Source organism: Rhodococcus sp. Q1 (assembly GCF_004153645.1).
Lineage (GTDB): Bacteria > Actinomycetota > Actinomycetes > Mycobacteriales > Mycobacteriaceae > Rhodococcus > Rhodococcus gordoniae.
On the sequence record NZ_SDMJ01000008.1, the window covers coordinates 55,083 to 75,147 of the forward strand.

The window sequence follows — 20,065 nt, forward strand, 5'->3', positions numbered from 1 at the left end:
CATCCACGTGGTGGATACACGACGGACGGCGGACCGGCTCACGCACGCCCGGGCCGCGGTGTTCGCGATCTTCGGGCTCAACGGTTTCCTGCTCGCCCTGTGGGTCGTCCACATCCCGACGATCCGGGAGCGAGTGGGAGTCGATCATGCAGCGCTCGGATCGTTGCTGTTGCTGCTCGCCCTCGGGGCGCTCGGCGGCATGCACGTGACGGGCAGACTCGCCGATCTCCTCGGCAGCCACCGCACCACCGTCGTCTTCGCCGTGGCGCTGGCATTGACGGTGGTGGGGCCGGGTCTGGCCACGGCACCGTGGCAGCTCGGGCTCGCTCTCGCGCTGTTCGGTTTCGCGAACGGCGCCCTGGACGTGTCGATGAACTTCCAGGCGGTGGTGGTCGAACAGCGATACCGGCGACCGATCATGTCGGCTTTCCACGGGTTGTTCTCCGCAGGTGGGATCGCGGGGTCGCTGGTCGGTGCGGCCGTCCTGGCCGCCGATGTCCACCCTGCGATGACGCTCGCGGCGGCCGGGGTCGTGGCGGCTGCGGCGACGTGCTGGGCGGCACCGCGCCTCGTCCGGACAGAAGCGCCGCCCCGCTCGTCGTCACCGGTCTCCCGGGGTGGCTACTCGCGCCGGGTGGTGCTGCTCGGAGGGGTGGCGTTCGCGCTGATGCTGTGCGAAGGGGTCGCGAACGACTGGAGTGCGCTGCAGGTGCAGGAACGTCTCGGCAGCCCGGAGTCTGTGGCCGCGCTCGCGTTCGGCGCGTTCTCGGCGACCATGACGATCGGGCGCTTCGTCGCCGACCGGGTCACCGCCCGATTCGGCAGTGCCGCCGTCATCCGGTACGGAACGCTGGTGGCCGCGGCCGGGATGGGCACGGTGGCACTGTCGCCGTGGCTGGTCCTCACTCTCGCCGGGTGGGCGTTGTTCGGCCTCGGCTTGTCCGGCGCCGTGCCACAACTGTTCACCGCCGCGGGCAATCTCGGCACCGGATCCCCCGGGGCGAACATGTCTCGCGTCGTCGGGCTGGGCTATCTGGGTTTCCTGGCCGGCCCGGCGTGCATCGGCTGGATCTCCGAGGCCACCTCGCTCACGACGGCGATGGCGGTCCCGCTCGCGTGTGTGCTCCTCGCTGCGCTTCTCGCCCCCACGCTGACGCCGACGGCGCCCACGCGGTGATCCGCGTGGGCGCCGTGACGGGGAGCGACGGTCCCGAGGGTCTACAGGGCCTTCAGTTCCTCGGTGACCTCCGAGACCATCTTCTTCGCGTCACCGAACAGCATCGACGTGTTGTCGGCGGTGAACAGCGGGTTGTCGATGCCGGCATAGCCGGAGCTCATCGAGCGCTTGAGCACGATGACCGACTTCGACTGGTCGACGTTGAGGATCGGCATGCCGTAGATCGGGCTCGTCGAGTCGAGGCGGGCCGCCGGGTTGGTGACGTCGTTGGCGCCGATGACGATGGTGACATCGGTGCGGCCGAACTCGCCGTTGATGTCGTCCATCTCCTTCATCGCGTCGTACTCGACGTCGGCTTCGGCGAGCAGGACGTTCATATGACCGGGCATACGACCGGCGACCGGGTGGATCGCGTACTTGACCTCGACGCCGCGGTCCTCGAGCAGTGCCGCCATCTCCTTGACGGCGTGCTGGGCCTGCGCGACGGCCAGACCGTAGCCGGGCACGACGATGACCTGGTTGGCGTACGCCATCTGGATGGCGGCGTCGGAAGCCGAGGTGGCCTTGACCGTGCCACCGGAGGCCGAGGCCACGCCGCCGGCCGCTTCGCCGCCACCGAAGGCGCCGAAGACGATCGCGGGGATCGACCGGTTCATGGCCTTGGCCATGAGGTTGGTCAAAATCGTGCCGGAGGCACCGACGATCATGCCCGCGACGATCATGGCCTGGTTGTTCAGCGCGAGACCTGCGGCGGCGGCCGACAGACCGGTCAGTGCGTTGAGCAGCGAGATGACGACGGGCATGTCGGCGCCGCCGATCGGGAACACCACGAACAGACCCATCAGGCCGGCCACGACGAGCAGCGCGAGGATCCACCACGAGGCCAGCGGCTCACCGTCGGCACTGATGCCGATGTAGACGGCGATCGCGATCGATGCGAGCACCAGCACGATATTGGCCAGCTGGAAGAGCTTCGCCGACGCGACCAGTTTGCGCTCGAGATTCTTGTTCAGCAGTTCCTGCAGCTTGGCGAAGGCGACGAGCGAACCCCAGAACGAGATCGAACCGATGATCGCGGCGAACAGCGAACCGACGATCATGACCACGGTGGGCTGGTCGTCGAGTGTGGTGAAGCTGGTGGACTCGAGGTATTCGGCCCACGCGATGAGCGCGACGGTGCCACCACCGACGCCGTTGAACAGCGCGACCAGCTGCGGCATGGCCGTCATCTTGGTCTTCAGGGCCGGCGGGACGCCGAGGATGATGCCGACGGCCAGACCGCCGATGATCAGGCCCCAGTTCTCCGTGTCGCGGATGTCGATGAGCACGGCGACGACCGCCAGGGCCATACCGGCCGCAGCGATGTAGTTGCCGCGCACGGCGGTCTTCGGGCCGGTCAGACCCGACAGACCGTAGATGAACATCGCGAAGGCGATGATGTACAGGACCGAGACGAGGTAGCTCATCAGGCGTCAGCCCCCTTCTTCTGAGCAGCCGGGGAGTCCTTGCGCTGCTTGAACATCCCGAGCATGCGGTCGGTGACGACGAAGCCACCGACGACGTTCAGGGTGCCGAAGACCAGAGCGACGAACAGGATGATCTTGATGCCCCAGTGGGCATCGCCGGGGAGGTGACCGAGCACGACGAGCGCGCCGAGCACGACGATGCCGTGGATCGCGTTGGTGCCCGACATCAGCGGCGTGTGCAGCGTGTTCGGCACCTTGGAGATGACGGCGAAACCGACGAATCCGGCCAGGACCAGAATCGCGATGTTCGCGAGTAGTTCGTTGTACATCTAGGAGTTCTCCTTCGACCGCGTCACGCAGGCAGCCGCGAGGATCTCGTCCGAGAAATCCGGGGCCAGGGCACCGGACTCGTCGAGGAGCAGCTCGATCAGCGCGTACACGTTCTTCGAGTAGAGCTCGGAGGCATGCTCCGGCATCGTCGCGGGCAGGTTGAGCGGCGAGCAGATGGTGACGTCGTGCTTGACGACGGTCTGCCCCGGCTCGGTGAGTTCGCAGTTGCCACCGGTCTCGCCGGCGAGGTCGACGATCACCGAACCCGGCTTCATCCCCTCGACCGCGGCGGCGGTCACCAGGCGCGGCGCCGGGCGACCCGGCACGAGCGCGGTGGTGATGACGACGTCGAAGCCCTTGATGGCGTCTTCGAGCGCCTGCTGCTGCTGGGCCCGCTCGGCCTCGGTGAGTTCGCGTGCGTAGCCGCCCTCACCGGCGGCGTCGATGCCGAGGTCGAGCCACTGGGCGCCGACCGAGCGCACCTGGTCGGCGACCTCGGGACGCACGTCGTATCCGGTGGTGCGGCCACCGAGACGCTTCGCCGTGGCCAGCGCCTGCAGACCCGCGACGCCCACGCCGAGCACCAGCACGGTCGCCGGCTTCACGGTGCCGGCGGCGGTGGTGAGCATCGGGAAGAAGCGTGTGGATTCGCTCGCCGCGACCAGCACGGCCTTGTAACCGGCGACGTTCGCCTGCGACGACAGGGCATCCATGACCTGCGCGCGGGAGATGCGCGGAATGGCCTCGACGGCGTACGCCTCGACTCCGGCCTGCGTCAGGGCGCCGATCTGATTGTCGGCGTTGCGCGGGGCGAGGAAGCCGATCAGGCGCTGACCGGAGGTCAGGCGGGCGATCTCGGCGTCGCTCGGCGGGGCGACCTTGACGACGATGTCGGCGGACCAGGCGTCACCGACGGTCGCGCCGGTCTCCTTGTACGCCCCGTCCGGAATCAGCGCGCCCTGACCGGCACCGGATTCGACGATGACGTCGAGTCCCTTACCGATCAGCGCGGGCACGATCTTCGGTACGAGCGCGACCCGCCGTTCCCCGTCGTTCGTCTCACGGACCACGCCGACGGTCGGACGGCGGTGCGCTCCGCTCCCCGTGTTCGATCCTTCGGTACTCAATTCTTGACTCCTGCGTCGATGAAAGTGCGCGTCGTGCCGCGGTCGGCGGCGAAAGATGCGTTATCGAAGGCCATGTGACGGCCTGTCATGCACTGAAAGGCTTAAGCAGACCTACCGTGCCCTCCTGTGAGCCCGCAACCTGGTCGGATCATCTGAATCGAGTCCGAACAGCAAGATGGCGAAAGTTTGTGAGGCAGCTCACCTCACAAATGCCATTTTCCTCCGGTGAGCAAGACCGTGGAGGACTATCGGGGTCGAGCCCCGGAACAATTCCGGGAACGTCCTTCGGAGCGAAAGGGCACCGATTGCAAAAAGATTCGCTACACGCATACCGAACGGAGCGGTGTACCGATTCAGAATGCCTCGGAATCGATTCAGAACCCCGGTCGCCGGACCTCTGCTTTGCGCTCGTGCGACAGGAAGCGTAGGAGGCCGCGGATGAGTCCCGGACCTGGAAAGAAACCCGCGAACGGGATCGCCGACGAGCGCACCACCGACGACACGGGCGGCGACCCGGTCTGCTGGCTCCACCTCCTGTGCCCCGACTGTGGAGCGATGCTCACCGCCACCGACGAGCCGTGCCCGCGGTGCGGCAGAGAGCACCCCGAGCCCGGTCCCTTCCCCACCTGAGCCTTTAGCCTGAGCCCCATGAACGTGCCGGACCCCGTCCTCGACCTCGCCCGCTCGGCCCGCCGCGTCGCCGTCCTGACCGGCGCCGGGATGTCCGCCGAGAGCGGCGTGCCCACCTTCCGCGATGCGCAGACCGGACTGTGGGAGAAATTCGACGCGACCGCCCTCGCCACACCGGAGGCCTGGGCGGACGATCCCGCGACGGTCTGGGCCTGGTACCAGTGGCGGGTCGCGCTCGTCCGGGGCGTGCAACCCAATGCCGGACATCGCGCCCTCGCCGACTGGGCACACTCCGTCCGCCTGCGGATCGTGACGCAGAACGTCGACGACCTCCATGAACGGGCGGGAAGCCGTGACGTCACCCATCTGCACGGGAGCCTGTTCGCCCCACGGTGCAGCCGGTGCGAGCGGGCCGTCGATCTTCCCGATCCGCCGGAGGCACCCGTCGCCCGTCTCGATCCGCCTGCGTGCCCCGCGTGTGGAGGTCCCGGGCGGCCCGGCGTCGTGTGGTTCGGTGAGATGCTGCCGCAGGAACCGTGGGAGACCGCGACCGAGTCCCTGCGAGACGCGGATCTGCTCCTGGTGGTCGGCACGTCGGGAGTCGTCCATCCGGCCGCCGGCCTGCCGTCGCTCGCGCGCAGCCACGGCGTGCCGGTGGTGGAGATCGATCCGCGCGAGACCGGCCTCAGCGATCAGGTCGACCACACCTGGCGGACGACGGCAGCCGTGGGACTCCCGGCCCTCGTCGACGCGCTGAAGATCCGGACCCGCACACCGCGTTAAGGTGAGCCGGTGAGTTCTTGTGTGTTCTGCGCCATAGCCGACGGCAGCGGCCCGGCAACACGGGTGTACGAGGACGACGAGGTCGTGGCCTTCCTCGACATCCGACCGATCGCGCGCGGACACCTCCTCGTGATCCCGCGCGTGCACGCGGCGCGGCTCGAGGATCTCGATCCGGTGTCGGGTGCGGCCGTCTTCCGCGCCGGACAGCGGATCGCCCGGGCGATGGCCCGTTCCGAACTTGCCACCGACGGAACCAATCTCGTCCTGAACGACGGACGAGCAGCCTTCCAGACCGTCTTCCACACGCATCTGCACGTGCTGCCCCGCTGGGACGGCGACCGTGTCCGGATGGGTATCGGTCTGGTTCGCCGTCGACTCCACGATCCGGAGACCACCGCGGCACTCGTCCGCGCCGGCCTCGAACGCCTGACCGCCGAGGAGCACCAGTGACATCGCAGCCCGACACCTCCCCCGACAGCTCCGCTGCCGAGTTCCCGATCGACACGATCCGGCCGCTGCTGCTCGAGCAGTTCGCCGCGCTCGACGAACTGCTCTCGGGAGCGACCGAGGACGCGTGGAACACCGCCACCTGCCTACCGGGATGGACCGTCAAGGACATCGCCGCGCATCTCATCGGCACCGAGTCGATGCTCGCGGGCGTCGAGGCTCCGCGCGTCGAACGCGACGTGCGGTCGCTTCCCCACGTGCGCAACGACATCGCGGCCTTCAACGAGTTGTGGGTGGAGTCGCTGCGTCCCGTCCCCGGCGCGGACGTGCTCGAGCGTTACCGGCAGATCGTCGCCCGTCGCACGGACCAGCTCGGCGCGATGACGCAGGAGGACTTCGGGAAGCAGTCGAACACCCCGGTCGGACCGGCGCCCTACGGGCGCTTCATGCGGATCCGCGTGTTCGACTGCTGGCTGCACGAACTCGACATCTGCGACGCGCTCGGCAGGACGGGCACCGAGGGCGGTCCGCGCGCCGAACTCGGGTCGGCGGAGGTCTTCGGCGCGGTTCCGTTCATCGTGGGCAAGCGCGGCAAGGCTCCGGAGGGAGCGCGGATCACGATCGAGCTCTCCGGTCCCCTCGCGCGCACCGTCCATATCGAGGTGCACGGCCGGGCCACCGAGGTACCGGCCCTCTCGGCTCCGGCCACGACGACGATCACGATGGACTCGGGACTGTTCGTGCGCCTCGCCGGCGGACGCGTGCGGGCGCAGGACCGGATCGACGAGATCTGCCTCGGCGGCGACGTCGAGGTCGGACGCCGCATCGTCGACAACCTCGCGTTCACGATCTGACGTCGTGCGACTGTTCCTGTCCTCCTACCGGTTCGGTAGCGATCCCGCGCCCTTCGTCCGGCTGGTGGGCGAACCCGGACGCATCGCGGTCGTCGCGAACGCCGCCGACGCGTGGCCGTCCACGGCCCGGGCGGCGGCGGTCACGAGCGAGATGGGGCCGTTGCGCTCGCTCGGCTTCACGCCGGAGGAGGTGGATCTGCGCGACCACCTCGACGACCCCGACTCGTTGCGGGAACGTCTCGCGGGTTTCCCCGCCGTGTGGGTACGCGGCGGCAACACCTTCGTGTTGCGAGCCCGGCTCGCGCGCAGCGGCGGCGACACCGTGCTCACCGAGCTGGTGCGCGACAACCGGCTGGTGTACGGCGGATACAGCGCCGGGGCCTGCGTCGCGACGCCGTCGCTGCGCGGCATCGAGTTCTCCGACGATCCCGGTGAGGTCGCCTCGACGTGCGGCATTCCGGTGATATGGGACGGTCTCGGCTGGGTCGGCCACGCGATCGTGCCGCACTCCGGGGAGTCGGCTCTCGCCGACGAGGGAATCCGGCAGTGCCTGAGCTACCTGCGCGAGCACGGAGTCGAGCATGTGGCACTGACCGACGACGACGCGATCGTCGTCGACACCCCTCCCGGACGGTCCCCGAGTACGGTGACATCATGACGCAGAACATCGACGGCACCGAACCCCGGATCGAGCACGACGCCGACAAGTCCCGGTTCGCGCTCTATCTCGGCGACGATCTCGCGGCGTACGCCGATTACACGCAGCACGGCGACCTGCGGGACTTCGACCACACCGTCACCGATCCGCAGTTCCGCGGCCGGGGTCTGGCCGGGATCGTGGTGAAGTACGCCCTCGACGAGACCGAGAAGCAGGGACTGAAGATCGGCACGTCCTGCTCGTACGTCGAGAAGTTCGTCTCCGAACATCCCGAATACCGCAACTGAGCCGGGTTCTCCCGAGCCGGGGTCCTCAGGTGAACGCCATCACCTCGGTACCCCAGATCCGGCGCATCTTGCCGTCCGGATCCGATTCCACCCTGTCCGGGGAGTCGATGAGCAGGGTCGAGCGTTCCTCCACCTCGTACTGCGGCCAATGCTTCGAACCGTCCAGCGCCGCAGGCACGCCGTGATGCGCGAACGCCAGCCAGCGCCGCTGCACACGTCCGGAGACCTCGCCGGCAGCCTTACGCCCCCCGAGCCAGAAGCTCGGATCCCGGCCGAGCGTGCCGAAATTACCGAATACATACGGCAACTCGGTCGCGTGACCGGCACCGATCCGGGCGGCCTTCAGCATCGGGGTGGCGTGGTCGAAGCGGTACACCCAGGTCGGCGAATGCGCGCTGTGCGCTTCGGCGACCCAGAGCACCGGCATGCGGAAACCGGCGTCACGCGAGAGCGCCATCGCCCCTGCAGGCTTGGGCAGGTCGGGATACGCCGCGACGATCTCGGCGAGACGCTCGGGAAGCAGATCCGTCCGGTCGTCGGCCAGGGCTGCGAACATCGCCTGCACCGCCGTGTCGTCCACGGGCATCAACGGTGACTTCATGAAACGGAAGATCGACGGTTCGTCCTTGTTCGAGCCGATGATCAGCGGGATCCGATGCGACAGTCCCTTCTGGAAGGCCGCGACCGGATATTTCGGCACGAGGTCGCGGTCGACGACCGGGGTCATGGCGAGTGTGCCCGGCACCTTCGTCGGAGTCTCGGCGACGAGCACCTCCGAGGCCTCGACCAGCCTGTCGGCCGGCATGGTGAGCAGTTCGGCGGCCCGGGACGGCGGCAGGGCGAGGATCTCGAGGAAACGCTCGGCGACCGTCGCGGCGCGTTCGCGGCCGTACACGGACGTCGCGGGCGGCGACTGGGCGATCGCGCGGTGGAACAGACCTTCGGCCCGCGGGACGGTCATGAGCGTGGTGATCGACCCGGCACCCGACGATTCGCCGAAGAGCGTCACGCAGTCCGGGTCGCCGCCGAAGTCGGCGATGCAGTCGCGTACCCATTCGAGGGCGGCGATCTGGTCGCGGAGGCCGACATTGGATTCGAAACCGGCTTCGGGGGTGGAGAACGACGACAGGTCGAGGAAGCCGAGCGCACCGAGCCGGTAGTTGATGGTCACTACTACGACATCGCCGCTCTCGCACAGCATTCGGCTGTCGTAGATCTTCTGCCCGGAGTACCCGAGCACGTAGGCGCCGCCGTGTATCCACACCATGACCGGACGTCGGTGCCCGTCCGGCGGTGGTGCCCAGATGTTGAGCGAGAGACAGTCCTCGCTCAACGTCATCTCGGGATCGATTCCGATCGGGCTCTGCCGGCTCTGCGGAGCGATGGGTCCGTACCGCGCGCCGTCGAGGACTCCGTCCCACGGTTCGGGCGGCAGAGGTGACCGGAACCGCCGAGGTCCGGTCGGAGCCGCGTACGGGACGCCCTTCCAGACGTAGACTTCTCCGTCGCGATATCCGCGGACCTCGCCGTACTTGCAGGCGACGGTGAGCGTGTCGTCCTCCACGGGGCCTCCCACCCGAGCCGGTGCCGCGGTGCGGCACAGATCTCGTCGTTCGTCGACCTACCAATGATGAGGGATGGCGAGGCCGTCCGTCAGCCGGCTGCAGAGAGCGGTTCGGGTGCCACACACTCGACGAGATCGATCACGAGCGCGTCGAGCACGTCGCGCAGGTCGCCACGCGCCGTGTCGGCCAGCGCCGGGAAGACTGTCGCGAGCGCGATCGGCACGAGCGAGGCCTGGCCGAGCAGGATCCCCATGGCCGCATCGAGCTTCACGACCTCGCTGTTCAGTCGGGCGTAGGTGGTGGTGTCCGCGCCGTGGGTCACCGCGATCCGGCCGGGTTCGCATGCCGCTGCATCCGCCACCATCCGGGGCAGATCTTCCGCTGTGATCTCGTAGGCACTGGTGCCTGCAACGTCGAATTTCCGCAACATCTCGCCTTCGCTCGTCCCCCGGAGCGGCGCCGGGCCGCGCGCCGCACGTCGAAACATACAGTCAGTGTGGCCCGAAAAGTATGGAATGTGTAGAAGGTCCGGAAAACTTTTTGCACTGCCGGTACCTGACAGAAGGTACATCGCCGAGAACCCGCCTTCGCCCGGAATCATCACCCTGAGATCAGGACCACAACGATTGCTCGACAGACCCTCGCGACCTGGATGAACGGGCGTATCCTCGTAAATCCGGAGTACGTGCAGCCACCGACCGGGTCCGACCACGACTCCGCGCCGACCGAGGAGGTGCCGGTCGTGAGCGTCGCCCGCGCCGAGTTGCTCCCTCCGCCCGCGCATCGCGCACCCACGCGCGAATTCGCGGGTGTGAGCACACAGTCCCGCGCCCTGTCCTTCTCCGTGCGCCGTACCGTACGGCCCTTCATCGAGGCGTGGTCCTACACCCCGGCTCTTCCCTGGCCGACGACCATGATCGACCGCCTGGCGTTCCCGCTCGTCCCGGTGCCCGGCACGCATCGCCGGCACGTCGATCTCCCGACGTGCCCGGCGGAACTGGTGTGGGCGCCGGGCGCCACGACCCCGGTCGGTCGAGGAGGCCTGCACGGCACCGCACTCCTGTACCTGCACGGCGGCGCGTTCCTGTGCTGCGGTCTCTCCACGCACCGCCATCTGGTCTCGCGCATCTCCGCCGCCACCGGAGCACCGGCCCTGGCGGTCGGTTACCGCATGCTGCCCCGCCATCCGATCCGCCGCGCGGTCGAGGACGGACTCGACGGGTTGCGCTGGCTGGTGGCGCACGGCTGCCCGGCCGAGCGTGTCGTGATCGCCGGGGACTCCGCCGGTGGTTTCCTCACCTTCGCCGTCGCCCACGAGGCCGTGCGCCTCGGCATCGGCCGTCCGGCCGGCACCGTCGCGCTCTCACCTCTCACCGATCTCGATCCGCAGGGCAAGCTCGACCATCCCAACTCCCACCGGTGCGCAGTCTTCCCGCGACGCGCGGTCGGCGTGCTGTCCACCCTCGTCGAGCGCGCCGAGCGGCTCGGCGGCGAAGGTGCCGAACCGGTCGCCTCCCCCGTCGACCTCGACCTGTCGGAGATGCCCCCGGCGCTCATCCAGACCGGATCCGAAGAGATGACCTATGTCGACGCCGAGCTGATGGCCCGGCGTCTGCAACTCGCCGGTGTGGCCGCGGAGCTCCAAGTATGGGAGAAGCAGGTGCACGTCTTCCAGGCAGCGGCGGGCGTCGTGCCGGAGAGCGGACGGGCGATCGCCGAGATCGGCCGCTTCGTGCGTGAACTACGGTGATCCGCTCCCTCGGCCGCCCTCGAATTCGGCGCTGCACACGCGCAGCACCTGCCCTCAGGGCCGGCCGGTGAACAGGTCGTTACGGTCCTGCCGGGCCCCCGCGCGTCTCCCCCGGCCCCATCCGACGACGGCCCGATAGCGTCCGAACTCGCCGGAGGCAGTGAGCGCATCGACATCGCGGTGTGATGAGTTCTCTTCCACTGCGGTCGAGTACGGAGCCACATAGAGGGCGTCGACGGGACAGTGGACCTCGCACATGAAGCAGGTCTGGCAGTCCTCCTGATGGGCGACGACGGGAAGCCCGCCGGGTCCACGATCGAAGACGTCGGTCGGACACACTGCGATGCAGATGTCGCACGAGATGCACCGGTCGGCAACGATCACCTCGATCATCGGCTCGCTCCTCGTCGTGCGGGCCGGCCCTCGGCACGGCCCGCAGGGTCACTTTCGGCACGGCCCCGCAGGGTCACTTTCGGCACGGCCCGCAGGGTCACTTTCGGCACGGACGTCCACCCGGTCCAGACCGCTCGTCACCAGGCGGTACCGGAAGCCGGGATCGGTGTCCGCGTGATCGGCGCGCACGTGCATGCCTCTCGTCTCCGCACGGGCGAGGGCGGTGTGGCTCACCCATCGAGCCACGGCGAGAAGCGCGGCACCGGACCGGGCCCGCACCAGTTCGCGGCCCCGGCCGCCCAGCACCACCGGTGCCGCAGTCCACGCGTCGTCGAGTGCGGCGATGCTGTCCTCGAGACTCCGCGCCGTCCGCCGGAAGCTGCGCTCGAGCGGCAGCGTGTGCTCCTGCACCAGACCTATGATCGACCGGGTGGCGGCGCGATCCGGGTCGCCCACGAGGCCGACCCCGCCGATCGGTGGCGCGACGTCGGCGACACCGCGTCGACGGGCGAACCCCGCGGCGGCCGCCCCCGACCACGAGCCCGACGACATCGCCCAGGCCCCGTTGTGACTGCCTCCGCCGCTGCGTCCACCGGTGATCAGCTCGCGCGTGGCCACGTCGCCGGCGGCGAACAGACCCGGCACCGACGTGCCACAGTCCGTGCCGGTGATCCGCAGGCCACCGGTACCGCGCACCGTTCCCTCGAGCACCGCCCGCACCGGGTACATCTCGGTGAACGGATCGATCCCGGCCTTGTCGAGGGGTAGGAAGTAATTGGGTTGAGAGCGTCGCATCAGGTCGCGGTGGTCGGGATGCGCCCGGTCGAGCCGGGCGTGGACCGGGACGCCGTCGAGCAGGTACCGCATGGCGGTCGCGCGGTCGTCCCCGAGCCGCGCACCCTGATCGTCGTAGAACGTCGCGAACTGCATGAACAGGCCCTTCGTGTGCCCGCTCCAGGACGGTGCGAGCGCGTAGGCCGATGAGAACTCCATGCCCGAGAACTCGGCACCGGCCTCGGCGGCCATCAGATGGCCGTCGCCCGTGTCGACGTCGGTACCGAAGCTGCCGGAGAGGAAGGCGCATCCTCCGGTGGCCAGTACGACGGCGCCGGCACGTACCGTCCACGACTCGTATCCCTGCCGACGGTGAACCCCGGTCGCCCCGGCCACCACCCCTTCGGCGTCGACGAGCAACTGCAGGGCCGGCGACTGGTCCAGGATGCGCACCCCGGCGCGGTGGACCATGCGGCGCATCCGCCGCATGTACTCGGGCCCTTGCAGGCTGCTGCCCCGGCGCCGTCCGGTCTCCGGGTCCACGCCGAAGGGGTAACGCCCGTTCACGGCCAGGTCGTCGACACGCCGGTAGGTCTCGTCGAGCACCCGGTGCATCCAGGCGGGTTCGGAGAGCAGTCCCCCTTCGGCGTGGCGGCGGTCGACGGCCGCGGCACGCTCGGGTCCGGGGGGCAGGTACCAGAGGTTGTTGCCGCCGGACGCGGTCGGACCACTCGTCCCGCAGTAACCCTTGTCGGCGAGGACCACGCGGCTCCCGGCCCGGACGGCCGCCAGCGCTGCCCACGTGCCGGCCGGTCCCCCACCGAGCACAAGGACGTCGGTGTCGATCTCCGTCCCGTCCGTACCGTTCATATCGAGACCCGGATCGCGTAGTCCGCCAGCGCATCCGAAGTGCATACCGGCACGCCGATCGGAGCTGCGGCGTCCCACACGGACGGATCCGCCGACCGGACTCCCGGGAGACGGGTCGGCAGTGTCCGCACGAGACGGATGACGGCGTCGATCATGCGTCGATGCTCGACCACCACCGGACGGACCGACACGGTTTCGCTCGCCGAGATCGGAACACTCCGGCGAGCCGTCGCCGGCCGAGAACCACGCGCTCCGGCGAGCCGTCGCTCGTGCGACCGAGCGAAGGAAGGTCTGTCGGTGCCGGCGACTAGTCTTTCTCTCGGCTCGACCGCACAGAGAAGGGGGTCCGATCATGGCCGACGCGCAGACCCGGTTCGACCAGGATGTCGATGCGGCCTGGCGCGAGTTCCGCACGCGCCTGGCCGATCATGTCGCGGCCATGAGCGACGGCGACGGCCTCGTTCTCGAACCCTTCACCGACGAAGCCGGCGGTCCGGCGGGGCCGTGTGTGCAGTTCTACGCGTGGGGAGATCGGCTCGTCCGCTGCGAGGTGCCCTCCAACGCTCACCTCGCGCCCGACCGGCATCTCACGCCGGTCGACGAACAGATGCTCCTCGAACTCGGCCTGGAGGCGCCCTCCCGCGGACCGGACGATCCGGAGGACGGCGGATCCCCGGCCTTCTGGATCGACCGTCCGGGCAGCTGGGCCGATCAGCTCGCCGTGATCGCCGTGCGTGCCCTGCGTTCGGTGTGGGGTGTTCCCCATCCTCTCTTCCTGCGGGCCGAGACGTTCGGGACGGAACGTTCCGTCGCCGATCTCACGTCGTTCCTCGTGCCCGAGACACCGGACGCGGGTCGCACACAGGCTGCGGAGATGCCGCTCGCGGTCGTACCCACCGGAGACGACCACGTGCGCGAACTGATCGAATCCACCCTGCACGAGCGGATCGGCGATCTTCCCGCCTGGGACGAGGACGGCGATCTCGTCCTGCGGATCGGCGGGGTGCTGGTGTTCGTCGGCGTCGGTCCGGGCGGCGGCACCGTCGACCTGTTCGCTCCGATCGTCCATTCCATCACCGGGCGCACGCGGGCCGCCGAGATCTGCGCCGACCTCAACCGTCGATGGCCGCACCTGAAGTTCGTGCTGGTCGACGATCGTCTCGCGATCGTCGACCACGTCCCTGCCGTGCCGTTCGTGCCGGCCCATCTGCTCGGCTCGCTCGAGACGATCACACAGTTCCTCGACACCGTCGACGGTTCGTTCGCCGCCCATATCGGCGGCGCATTGCTGCGCGATCAAGGATTCGACGGAGCGCAGGCGGGCGCGGACGAGCCGCCCTGGGGAGATGTCTCGCAGTTGCCCGACGCCGAGGACGATCTGCCGGTGGCTCTGCTCGCGGTGCGCGACTTCCATCTCGACGGTTCCACCGATGTCGGAGCGAGCACCGTCGCGGCGATCGGCGATCGCAATCCCGAACAGCTGCGGCGGTTCCTCACCATCAGCACCGAACTGCAGGTGTGGTGGGACGGCGAGTCGCACACCCGCGAAGCGGCGCTCAACACCGACGGCGCTCGCGAGGCCCGGGCGCGAGCCCTCGAATGGGAGGCGACGAGCCGGTCGCTCGCCGAGGCGCTGCAGTTCCTCGAGCAGGGGGACGGTCCCGACCCGGCCGGCCGGCAAGCGTCGAAGTCGGGTTCCGGCCGCGAGGCGGCGCCCGAGCAGCCCGCCCTGTTCGACAATCCCGACGAACCGACCCTCTTCGACGGTTTCGGCGACTACGCCTGAACGGACTACGACCGCGAGACGGCGCGACGGAGCGCGTCGACGGCGGCCGAGTCGAAGCCGACGAGCACGACGGTCTCCACCGCGGTCTGCGTTTCCCGGATCGTCGTGACGGCCTGCCGGGCGGCGTCGTCGAGCGGCCAGCCGTAGATACCGGCCGAGACGAGCGGGAACGACACCGTACGGGCACCGAGATCGTGCGCCACGAGCAGGCTGTTGCGGTACGCCGAGCGCAGTATCCCGGATCGGTCCTCGTGCGCCGACCACACGGGACCGACGGTGTGGATCACCCATCGCGCCGGAAGACGGCCCGCAGGAGTTGCCACCGCACGGCCCGGTTCGAGCCCGTCGGGTAGCGAGGTCGCGCGGAGTTCGCGGCAGGCCGCGAGGATCTCCGGGCCTCCGGCCAGGTGGATCGCACCGTCCACTCCGCCACCTCCGAGCAGGGCGGAGTTCGCGGCGTCGACGATCGCATCCACCGCGATGGTGGTGATGTCGCCGTGCGCGATGTCGAGAGCGCTCACCCTGTCGACCCTATGTTCCGCACGCTGCCCCCGAGCCGTTTTGCTGGCATGATTCAGGACCGTGACGTCCTCGGCGAAACTGCGCGAACTGGCCGGAAAGCACGGTATCTCCACCACCTACACCGGGTGGGGCGGACTCGACCACGATGTCTCCGACGAGACGTTGCGGCGGATACTCGCCGCGCTCGATGTCCCGGCCGGGACGGACGACGACGTCGTGGCGTCGCTCGCCGACTTCGACGACCGCCCGTGGCGCAGCATGCTGCCGCCCGCCCTCGTGGTCGTCGAGGGCGACGACCGGACGTTCCCGGTCCACGTGCCACACGGCGATCCCGTGTCGGTGTGGGTGGTCTCCGAGGACGGCGCGGAGATCGAGGTCGAACAACTCGACGTGTGGGTGGATCCGCGGACGGTCGACGGCCGGCTCGTGGGCCGCGCGACGTTCGCCGTTCCGCGACTGCCGCTCGGCTGGCACGTCGTGCATGCGCGCAGCAACGACATCGAGGCCACCGCGCAACTCGTGGTGACCCCACGGCGTCTGTCCACCGCCGACCGGCTGCTCGAGAAGAAGCGGTGGGGGCTTGCGGCACAGGTCTATTCGGTGCGCAGTCGCCGGTCGTGGGGTATCGGAGATTTCGCCGACCTGGCGGATCTGGCGGCGATCACGGCAGGATACGGCGGCGACTTCGTCCTGATCAATCCCGTGCACGCGGCCGAGCCGGTGCCCCCGCACGAGCCTTCGCCCTATCTGCCGTCGTCTCGGCGCTTCGTCGACCCGCTGTACCTGCGCATCGAGGATGTTCCGGAGACGGCCTATCTCCCCGCGAAACACCGCAAGGAACTCGACGAGCACGCACAGCGCGCGGCGAAGGCGAACCGGAAAGCGCGCCGTCTCGACCGCGATGCGGCCTTCCGCGCGAAGCTCGACGTCCTCGAACGCGTGTACCGGGTGCCGCTCGGCCCCGCCCGGCGGGCACGGTACGAGGCGTTCTGCGCCGAGGGCGGGCAGGCCCTCGACGACTTCGCGTTGTGGTGCGCCCTGTACGAGAAGTTCGGCGACCGCGCCGACCGGTGGGCGTCGCGCGCGCCGAGCCCGGACGACCCGAAGGTCGACCGGTTGCGAGAGCGGCTCGAATCTCGAATCGACTTCCACCGGTGGCTGCAGTGGCTGTGCGACGAGCAGCTCGCGGCGGCTCACACCGCTTCGCTCGCGGCAGGTTCCGACATCGGCATCGTGCACGACCTCGCAGTGGGTGTCGGCCCGCACGGCGCCGACGCGTGGACGCTGGGAGACGCGCTGGCCACGGGCGTCACGGTGGGTGCCCCCGCCGACGACTTCAACCGCAACGGCCAGAACTGGAACCAGCCGCCGTGGCGGCCGGATCGTCTCGCGGAGCTGGGATACATCCCCTTTCGGGATGTGGTGCGCTCGGCATTGCGGCACGCGGGTGGCGTCCGGGCCGATCACATCCTGGGGCTCTTCCGCACCTGGTGGGTGCCGGAGGGGATGTCGCCGGCCGACGGCGCGTACGTCCGCAGCGACCACGAGGCACTCGTCGGCATCCTGGCGCTCGAGGCACATCGCGCCGGTGCCGTGGTCGTGGGTGAGGACCTCGGGGTCTTCGAGGAGTGGGTGCAGGAGTATCTCGCCGAGCGCGGCATCGCCGGTACGTCGATCCTGTGGTTCGAACGCGACGAGGACTCCCCTCGCGAGCCCGAGACCTACCGCTCCCTGTGCCTGACCTCGGTGACCACGCACGACCTTGCGCCCACGGCGGGGTATCTGGCGGGCGACCATATCCGGCTGCGTTCGGAGCTCGGTCTGCTCGAGGGCGATCTCGACACCGAACTCGCCGATGCGGCAGCCGAACGCGATTCGGTTCTGGCGCTGGCAGTCGAGCGGGGCCTGCTCGACGAGGGTGAGACCGACGTCGACCGGCAGGTCGAGGCACTGCACCGGCTGATCGCGGCGAGTCCGTCTGCGCTGCTCGGTGTTTCACTGGCCGATGTAACCGGCGAGCGTCGCAGCCAGAACCAGCCGGGCACGGTCGACGAGTATCCGAACTGGCGGGTTCCGCTCGCCGATGCGCGCGGCAAGGTCGTCCTCGTCGAGGACCTCGTCGAACACGACGGATTCGCGAGGCTCGCCCGCGCGGTGTCCGGAGACATCTCACCGGTGGAGTGACACCGTCCCACGAATGCCGCGACGCGGCGGTGATGTCGCCGAATGCCGCGACGCGGCGGTGATGTCGCCGAATGCCGCGACGCGGCGGTGATGTCGCCGAATGCCGCGACCGCCGACCCGGGAGTCGGATCGGCGGTCGCGGCGGGAGAACACGTCCCTAGGGCGTCACTTCGCGTACAGGGCGTCGATCTCGTGAGCGAAACGTTCGGTGACGACATTGCGCTTGATCTTCAGCGTCGGGGTGAGCTCACCGGATTCCTCGGTGAGATCGCGGTCGAGGATGACGAACTTCTTGATCGCCTCGGTGTGCGAGACGAGCGTGTTGGCGTCGTCCACGATGGTCTGCATCGCGTCCCGCAGCGCGGGATCGTGGCGCAGGTCCGCGATCGTCGCACCGGCCGGCTTGCCGTTCTCGGTCTTCCAGTTCTCGAAGACGTCCGGGTCGACGGTCACGAGAGCGGTGATGAAGCTGCGACCGTCGCCGACGACGACGGCCTGGGAGACGAGGGTGTGCGACCGCATGCGGTCCTCGATCGGCCCGGGCGAGACATTCTTGCCGCCGGCGGTGATGATGAGGTCCTTCTTGCGTCCGGTGATGGACAGGTACCCGTCCTCGTCCAGCGAGCCGAGGTCACCGGTGCGGAACCAGCCGTCGTCGAAGGCGCCGGCGGTGGCCTCCTCGTTGCGCCAGTAACCGTCGAAGACGACCATTCCGCGCAGTTCGATCTCGCCGTCGTCGGCGATACGCGCCGAGTTCCCGCCCATGGGGCGTCCGACGGTACCGATCTTCTGCGAGCCGGGCGTGTTCACGCTGTGTGCGGCCGTGGTCTCGGTGAGGCCGTAGCCCTCGTAGATCGGCACGCCGACGCCGCGGAAGAAGTGACCGAGGCGAGGGCTCAGGGCCCCGCCCCCGGAGATCGCGTACCAGCATTCGTTGCCCATGGCCTGGCGCAGCTTGGAGAAGACCAGCTTGTCGGCGACAGTGCGCTCGGCCTTCAACAGCAGAGTCGGTCCGCCCTGGTCGAGCGACTCGCTGTAGGCGATGGCGGTACGCTCCGCGAACTCGAAGATCGCTGCCTTGACCGGGCCGCCGACCGCAGCTTTGGCCGCTGCCGCGTCGCGCACCTTCTCGAAGACGCGGGGCACACCGAGGATGATGTTGGGCGAGTACCGCGCGAACTGCGCGGACACGGTCGAGAAGTCCGACCAGTGCGCCTGCGCGGCTCCGGCTTCGAACAGTGCGAGCGACACGGCGCGGGCGAGAACGTGTGCGAGGGGCAGGAAGGTCAGGCCCCGGTTGCCGGGCTTGGCGACCACACCGATGTCCGAGGTGAGGATCGACCGGACCTCGGCGAGGAAGTTGCGGTGGGTGAGCATGCATCCCTTGGGACGCCCGGTGGTCCCCGAGGTGTAGACGAGGGAGGCCAGTCCGTCGGAGCGGATTCCGGACAGGCGCGCGGTGATCTCGGCGTCGTCGACGTCGGCGCCGTCGGCCGCGAGGGTGTTCACGGCCCCGTCCTCGATCTGCAGGATGCGACGCAGCGTGGTGGGCATGTCGACGAAGAGCTTCTCGTGCCGCGCGGTCTCGACGACGGCGAGGACGGCCTCGGAGTCCTGGAGGATCCAGCGGATCTGTTCGGTGGACGACGAGTCGTAGATCGGCACCGATACCGCACCCGCCGCCCAGATCGCGTAGTCGAACAACGACCATTCGTACCGGGTGGCGGACAGCAACGCGACGCGATCGCCGGGCTCGACGCCGTTGGCGATCAGGCCCTTGGCGACGGCCTTCACCTGGTCGGCGAACTGCTGCGCGGTGACCGCGACCCAGTCGTCACCCTGCGGCCGGGAGTACATCACTCGATGCGGAGTCTTCTCCGCATGGGTGAACACCGTGTGGACGACCGATTCGTCGTCACCGATGGTGAACGGGGCCGGGGTCGAGTACTCACGCACTGCAATCTCCATCGTTCTGGTCGGAAGTCCGGTCATCGGAATCGATTCCTGCGCGGAAGCGGCGCAGGAGGTCCACGAAGCGGTCGAGGTCGTTCTCGTCCCAGCCCTCGAGGCCGGCGCGCACGTCGTCGAGACGACGCACGACGGCACCTTCGAGAACCGCCGCTCCGTGGTCGGTGAGTCGAAGCGGATGACCGGCGCGTGCCGGACCCGTCCCCGCCTCGACCCAGCCCACATCGACGGCGTGCCGCAATTGGCGCGACACGGTCGAGCGGTGGACACCGAAGACCTCGGATATGTCGGTGGCACGGCAGCCCGGATTTCGCGAGATGAAGCCGAGAAGCGAATGCTGGACCAGCGAGAGACCGTTGTCCTGCGTCCGCGCTCCGGACGTCAGGAAGCGCACGAGGTGTACGAACTCCTCGTATACGCGGGCAACGCCGTCCGCGGACGGCGGCCGGGCCTGCCGATTGTGTTGCACAGGGCAACTATAAACGCGAGTGAGG

General features: G+C 69.0%; 21 protein-coding genes. 10 read left to right on the top strand and 11 right to left on the bottom strand.

The annotated features are described in order from the left end of the window. Positions 1 to 7 precede the first annotated feature (7 nt). The gene (locus EQ874_RS19655; RefSeq protein ID WP_084421633.1) at positions 8 to 1,177 is read left to right on the top strand and encodes an MFS transporter; all 1,170 of its coding nucleotides are present in this window, start codon (positions 8 to 10) and stop codon (positions 1,175 to 1,177) included. 41 nt (positions 1,178 to 1,218) lie between these two features. Here the strand turns inward: EQ874_RS19655 and EQ874_RS19660 are convergent, their stop codons facing one another. Genes EQ874_RS19660 through EQ874_RS19670 form a run of 3 tightly spaced genes read right to left on the bottom strand, consistent with a single transcriptional unit; the run spans position 1,219 to position 4,100 of the window. After that, positions 1,219 to 2,643 (bottom strand): NAD(P)(+) transhydrogenase (Re/Si-specific) subunit beta, encoded by a 1,425-nt coding sequence (locus EQ874_RS19660; RefSeq protein ID WP_064063620.1) that lies wholly within the window; start codon positions 2,641 to 2,643, stop codon positions 1,219 to 1,221. Beyond that, positions 2,643 to 2,972: an NAD(P) transhydrogenase subunit alpha gene (locus tag EQ874_RS19665; protein ID WP_006552916.1), complete on the bottom strand. Its 330-nt coding sequence runs from the start codon at positions 2,970 to 2,972 to the stop codon at positions 2,643 to 2,645. The genes EQ874_RS19660 and EQ874_RS19665 overlap by 1 nt, the downstream gene beginning before the upstream one ends. Further along, positions 2,973 to 4,100 (bottom strand): Re/Si-specific NAD(P)(+) transhydrogenase subunit alpha, encoded by a 1,128-nt coding sequence (locus tag EQ874_RS19670; protein ID WP_129977839.1) that lies wholly within the window; start codon positions 4,098 to 4,100, stop codon positions 2,973 to 2,975. 438 nt (positions 4,101 to 4,538) lie between these two features. On the opposite strand from EQ874_RS19670, the gene EQ874_RS19675 reads away from it, so the two are divergent. The 6 genes from EQ874_RS19675 to EQ874_RS19700 are packed head-to-tail and all read left to right on the top strand — an operon-like array spanning position 4,539 to position 7,759. Next, entirely contained in the window at positions 4,539 to 4,730 is a 192-nt protein-coding gene (locus EQ874_RS19675) for a hypothetical protein (RefSeq protein ID WP_129977840.1), read from the top strand. 18 nt (positions 4,731 to 4,748) lie between these two features. Continuing rightward, a complete protein-coding gene (locus tag EQ874_RS19680; protein WP_129977841.1) occupies positions 4,749 to 5,513 on the top strand; it encodes an NAD-dependent deacylase in 765 nt (254 codons plus the stop codon). 9 nt (positions 5,514 to 5,522) lie between these two features. Beyond that, positions 5,523 to 5,963, top strand: a complete 441-nt coding sequence (locus EQ874_RS19685) for an HIT family protein (RefSeq protein ID WP_129977842.1) — start codon at positions 5,523 to 5,525, stop codon at positions 5,961 to 5,963. Continuing rightward, entirely contained in the window at positions 5,960 to 6,814 is an 855-nt protein-coding gene (locus EQ874_RS19690) for a maleylpyruvate isomerase family mycothiol-dependent enzyme (protein WP_129977843.1), read from the top strand. Before EQ874_RS19685 ends, EQ874_RS19690 begins: the two co-directional genes overlap by 4 nt. A gap of 4 nt (positions 6,815 to 6,818) precedes the next feature. Next, positions 6,819 to 7,472 (top strand): Type 1 glutamine amidotransferase-like domain-containing protein, encoded by a 654-nt coding sequence (locus tag EQ874_RS19695; protein ID WP_129977844.1) that lies wholly within the window; start codon positions 6,819 to 6,821, stop codon positions 7,470 to 7,472. Continuing rightward, positions 7,469 to 7,759 (top strand): GNAT family N-acetyltransferase, encoded by a 291-nt coding sequence (locus EQ874_RS19700; protein WP_016932592.1) that lies wholly within the window; start codon positions 7,469 to 7,471, stop codon positions 7,757 to 7,759. Before EQ874_RS19695 ends, EQ874_RS19700 begins: the two co-directional genes overlap by 4 nt. Before the next feature lie 25 nt (positions 7,760 to 7,784). On the opposite strand, the gene EQ874_RS19705 is transcribed toward EQ874_RS19700, so the two are convergent. Together EQ874_RS19705 and EQ874_RS19710 are read right to left on the bottom strand one after the other, a co-directional pair. Beyond that, the gene (locus EQ874_RS19705; protein WP_129977845.1) at positions 7,785 to 9,323 is read right to left on the bottom strand and encodes a carboxylesterase/lipase family protein; all 1,539 of its coding nucleotides are present in this window, start codon (positions 9,321 to 9,323) and stop codon (positions 7,785 to 7,787) included. A gap of 89 nt (positions 9,324 to 9,412) precedes the next feature. Then, on the bottom strand, positions 9,413 to 9,811 hold the full coding sequence (locus tag EQ874_RS19710; RefSeq protein ID WP_242496824.1) for a non-ribosomal peptide synthetase: 399 nt from the start codon (positions 9,809 to 9,811) through the stop codon (positions 9,413 to 9,415). A gap of 255 nt (positions 9,812 to 10,066) precedes the next feature. Here EQ874_RS19710 and EQ874_RS19715 point away from each other — a divergent pair, with 255 nt between their 5' ends. Next, the gene (locus EQ874_RS19715) at positions 10,067 to 11,074 is read left to right on the top strand and encodes an alpha/beta hydrolase (protein WP_242496825.1); all 1,008 of its coding nucleotides are present in this window, start codon (positions 10,067 to 10,069) and stop codon (positions 11,072 to 11,074) included. 54 nt (positions 11,075 to 11,128) lie between these two features. On the opposite strand, the gene EQ874_RS19720 is transcribed toward EQ874_RS19715, so the two are convergent. Genes EQ874_RS19720 through EQ874_RS19730 form a run of 3 tightly spaced genes read right to left on the bottom strand, consistent with a single transcriptional unit; the run spans position 11,129 to position 13,266 of the window. Then, positions 11,129 to 11,467 carry a ferredoxin family protein gene (locus tag EQ874_RS19720; RefSeq protein WP_129977846.1) on the bottom strand — a complete coding sequence of 113 codons (339 nt, stop codon included), beginning with the start codon at positions 11,465 to 11,467 and terminating at the stop codon, positions 11,129 to 11,131. A 48-nt stretch (positions 11,468 to 11,515) separates the two neighbouring features. Further along, positions 11,516 to 13,111 (bottom strand): FAD-binding protein, encoded by a 1,596-nt coding sequence (locus EQ874_RS19725; RefSeq protein ID WP_129977847.1) that lies wholly within the window; start codon positions 13,109 to 13,111, stop codon positions 11,516 to 11,518. Next, positions 13,108 to 13,266 (bottom strand): hypothetical protein, encoded by a 159-nt coding sequence (locus EQ874_RS19730; RefSeq protein ID WP_242496826.1) that lies wholly within the window; start codon positions 13,264 to 13,266, stop codon positions 13,108 to 13,110. Before EQ874_RS19730 ends, EQ874_RS19725 begins: the two co-directional genes overlap by 4 nt. Positions 13,267 to 13,463: 197 nt before the next feature. Here EQ874_RS19730 and EQ874_RS19735 point away from each other — a divergent pair, with 197 nt between their 5' ends. Next, a complete protein-coding gene (locus EQ874_RS19735) occupies positions 13,464 to 14,897 on the top strand; it encodes a hypothetical protein (protein WP_129977849.1) in 1,434 nt (477 codons plus the stop codon). Positions 14,898 to 14,902: 5 nt separating this feature from the next. On the opposite strand, the gene EQ874_RS19740 is transcribed toward EQ874_RS19735, so the two are convergent. After that, complete coding sequence (locus tag EQ874_RS19740; protein ID WP_129977850.1) at positions 14,903 to 15,418, bottom strand: O-acetyl-ADP-ribose deacetylase; 516 nt, start codon at positions 15,416 to 15,418, stop codon at positions 14,903 to 14,905. Positions 15,419 to 15,479: 61 nt separating this feature from the next. On the opposite strand from EQ874_RS19740, the gene malQ reads away from it, so the two are divergent. Further along, positions 15,480 to 17,603, top strand: a complete 2,124-nt coding sequence (malQ, locus tag EQ874_RS19745; RefSeq protein ID WP_129977851.1) for a 4-alpha-glucanotransferase — start codon at positions 15,480 to 15,482, stop codon at positions 17,601 to 17,603. A 165-nt stretch (positions 17,604 to 17,768) separates the two neighbouring features. On the opposite strand, the gene EQ874_RS19750 is transcribed toward malQ, so the two are convergent. Next, complete coding sequence (locus EQ874_RS19750; RefSeq protein ID WP_129977904.1) at positions 17,769 to 19,559, bottom strand: long-chain fatty acid--CoA ligase; 1,791 nt, start codon at positions 19,557 to 19,559, stop codon at positions 17,769 to 17,771. Beyond that, positions 19,552 to 20,040, bottom strand: a complete 489-nt coding sequence (locus tag EQ874_RS19755) for a MarR family winged helix-turn-helix transcriptional regulator (RefSeq protein ID WP_129977852.1) — start codon at positions 20,038 to 20,040, stop codon at positions 19,552 to 19,554. The genes EQ874_RS19750 and EQ874_RS19755 overlap by 8 nt, the downstream gene beginning before the upstream one ends. Positions 20,041 to 20,065: the final 25 nt, after the last annotated feature.

Excerpts from the sequence above, each read along its gene's own strand:
- EQ874_RS19710 (WP_242496824.1), bottom strand. The coding sequence starts at position 9,811 with ATGTTTCGACGTGCGGCGCGCGGCCCGGCGCCGCTCCGGGGGACGAGC.
- EQ874_RS19700 (WP_016932592.1), top strand. The coding sequence starts at position 7,469 with ATGACGCAGAACATCGACGGCACCGAACCCCGGATCGAGCACGACGCC.
- EQ874_RS19665 (WP_006552916.1), bottom strand. The coding sequence starts at position 2,972 with ATGTACAACGAACTACTCGCGAACATCGCGATTCTGGTCCTGGCCGGA.
- EQ874_RS19725 (WP_129977847.1), bottom strand. The coding sequence starts at position 13,111 with ATGAACGGTACGGACGGGACGGAGATCGACACCGACGTCCTTGTGCTC.
- EQ874_RS19660 (WP_064063620.1), bottom strand. The coding sequence starts at position 2,643 with ATGAGCTACCTCGTCTCGGTCCTGTACATCATCGCCTTCGCGATGTTC.
- EQ874_RS19735 (WP_129977849.1), top strand. The coding sequence starts at position 13,464 with ATGGCCGACGCGCAGACCCGGTTCGACCAGGATGTCGATGCGGCCTGG.
- EQ874_RS19720 (WP_129977846.1), bottom strand. The coding sequence starts at position 11,467 with ATGATCGAGGTGATCGTTGCCGACCGGTGCATCTCGTGCGACATCTGC.
- EQ874_RS19675 (WP_129977840.1), top strand. The coding sequence starts at position 4,539 with ATGAGTCCCGGACCTGGAAAGAAACCCGCGAACGGGATCGCCGACGAG.
- EQ874_RS19680 (WP_129977841.1), top strand. The coding sequence starts at position 4,749 with ATGAACGTGCCGGACCCCGTCCTCGACCTCGCCCGCTCGGCCCGCCGC.
- EQ874_RS19730 (WP_242496826.1), bottom strand. The coding sequence starts at position 13,266 with ATGATCGACGCCGTCATCCGTCTCGTGCGGACACTGCCGACCCGTCTC.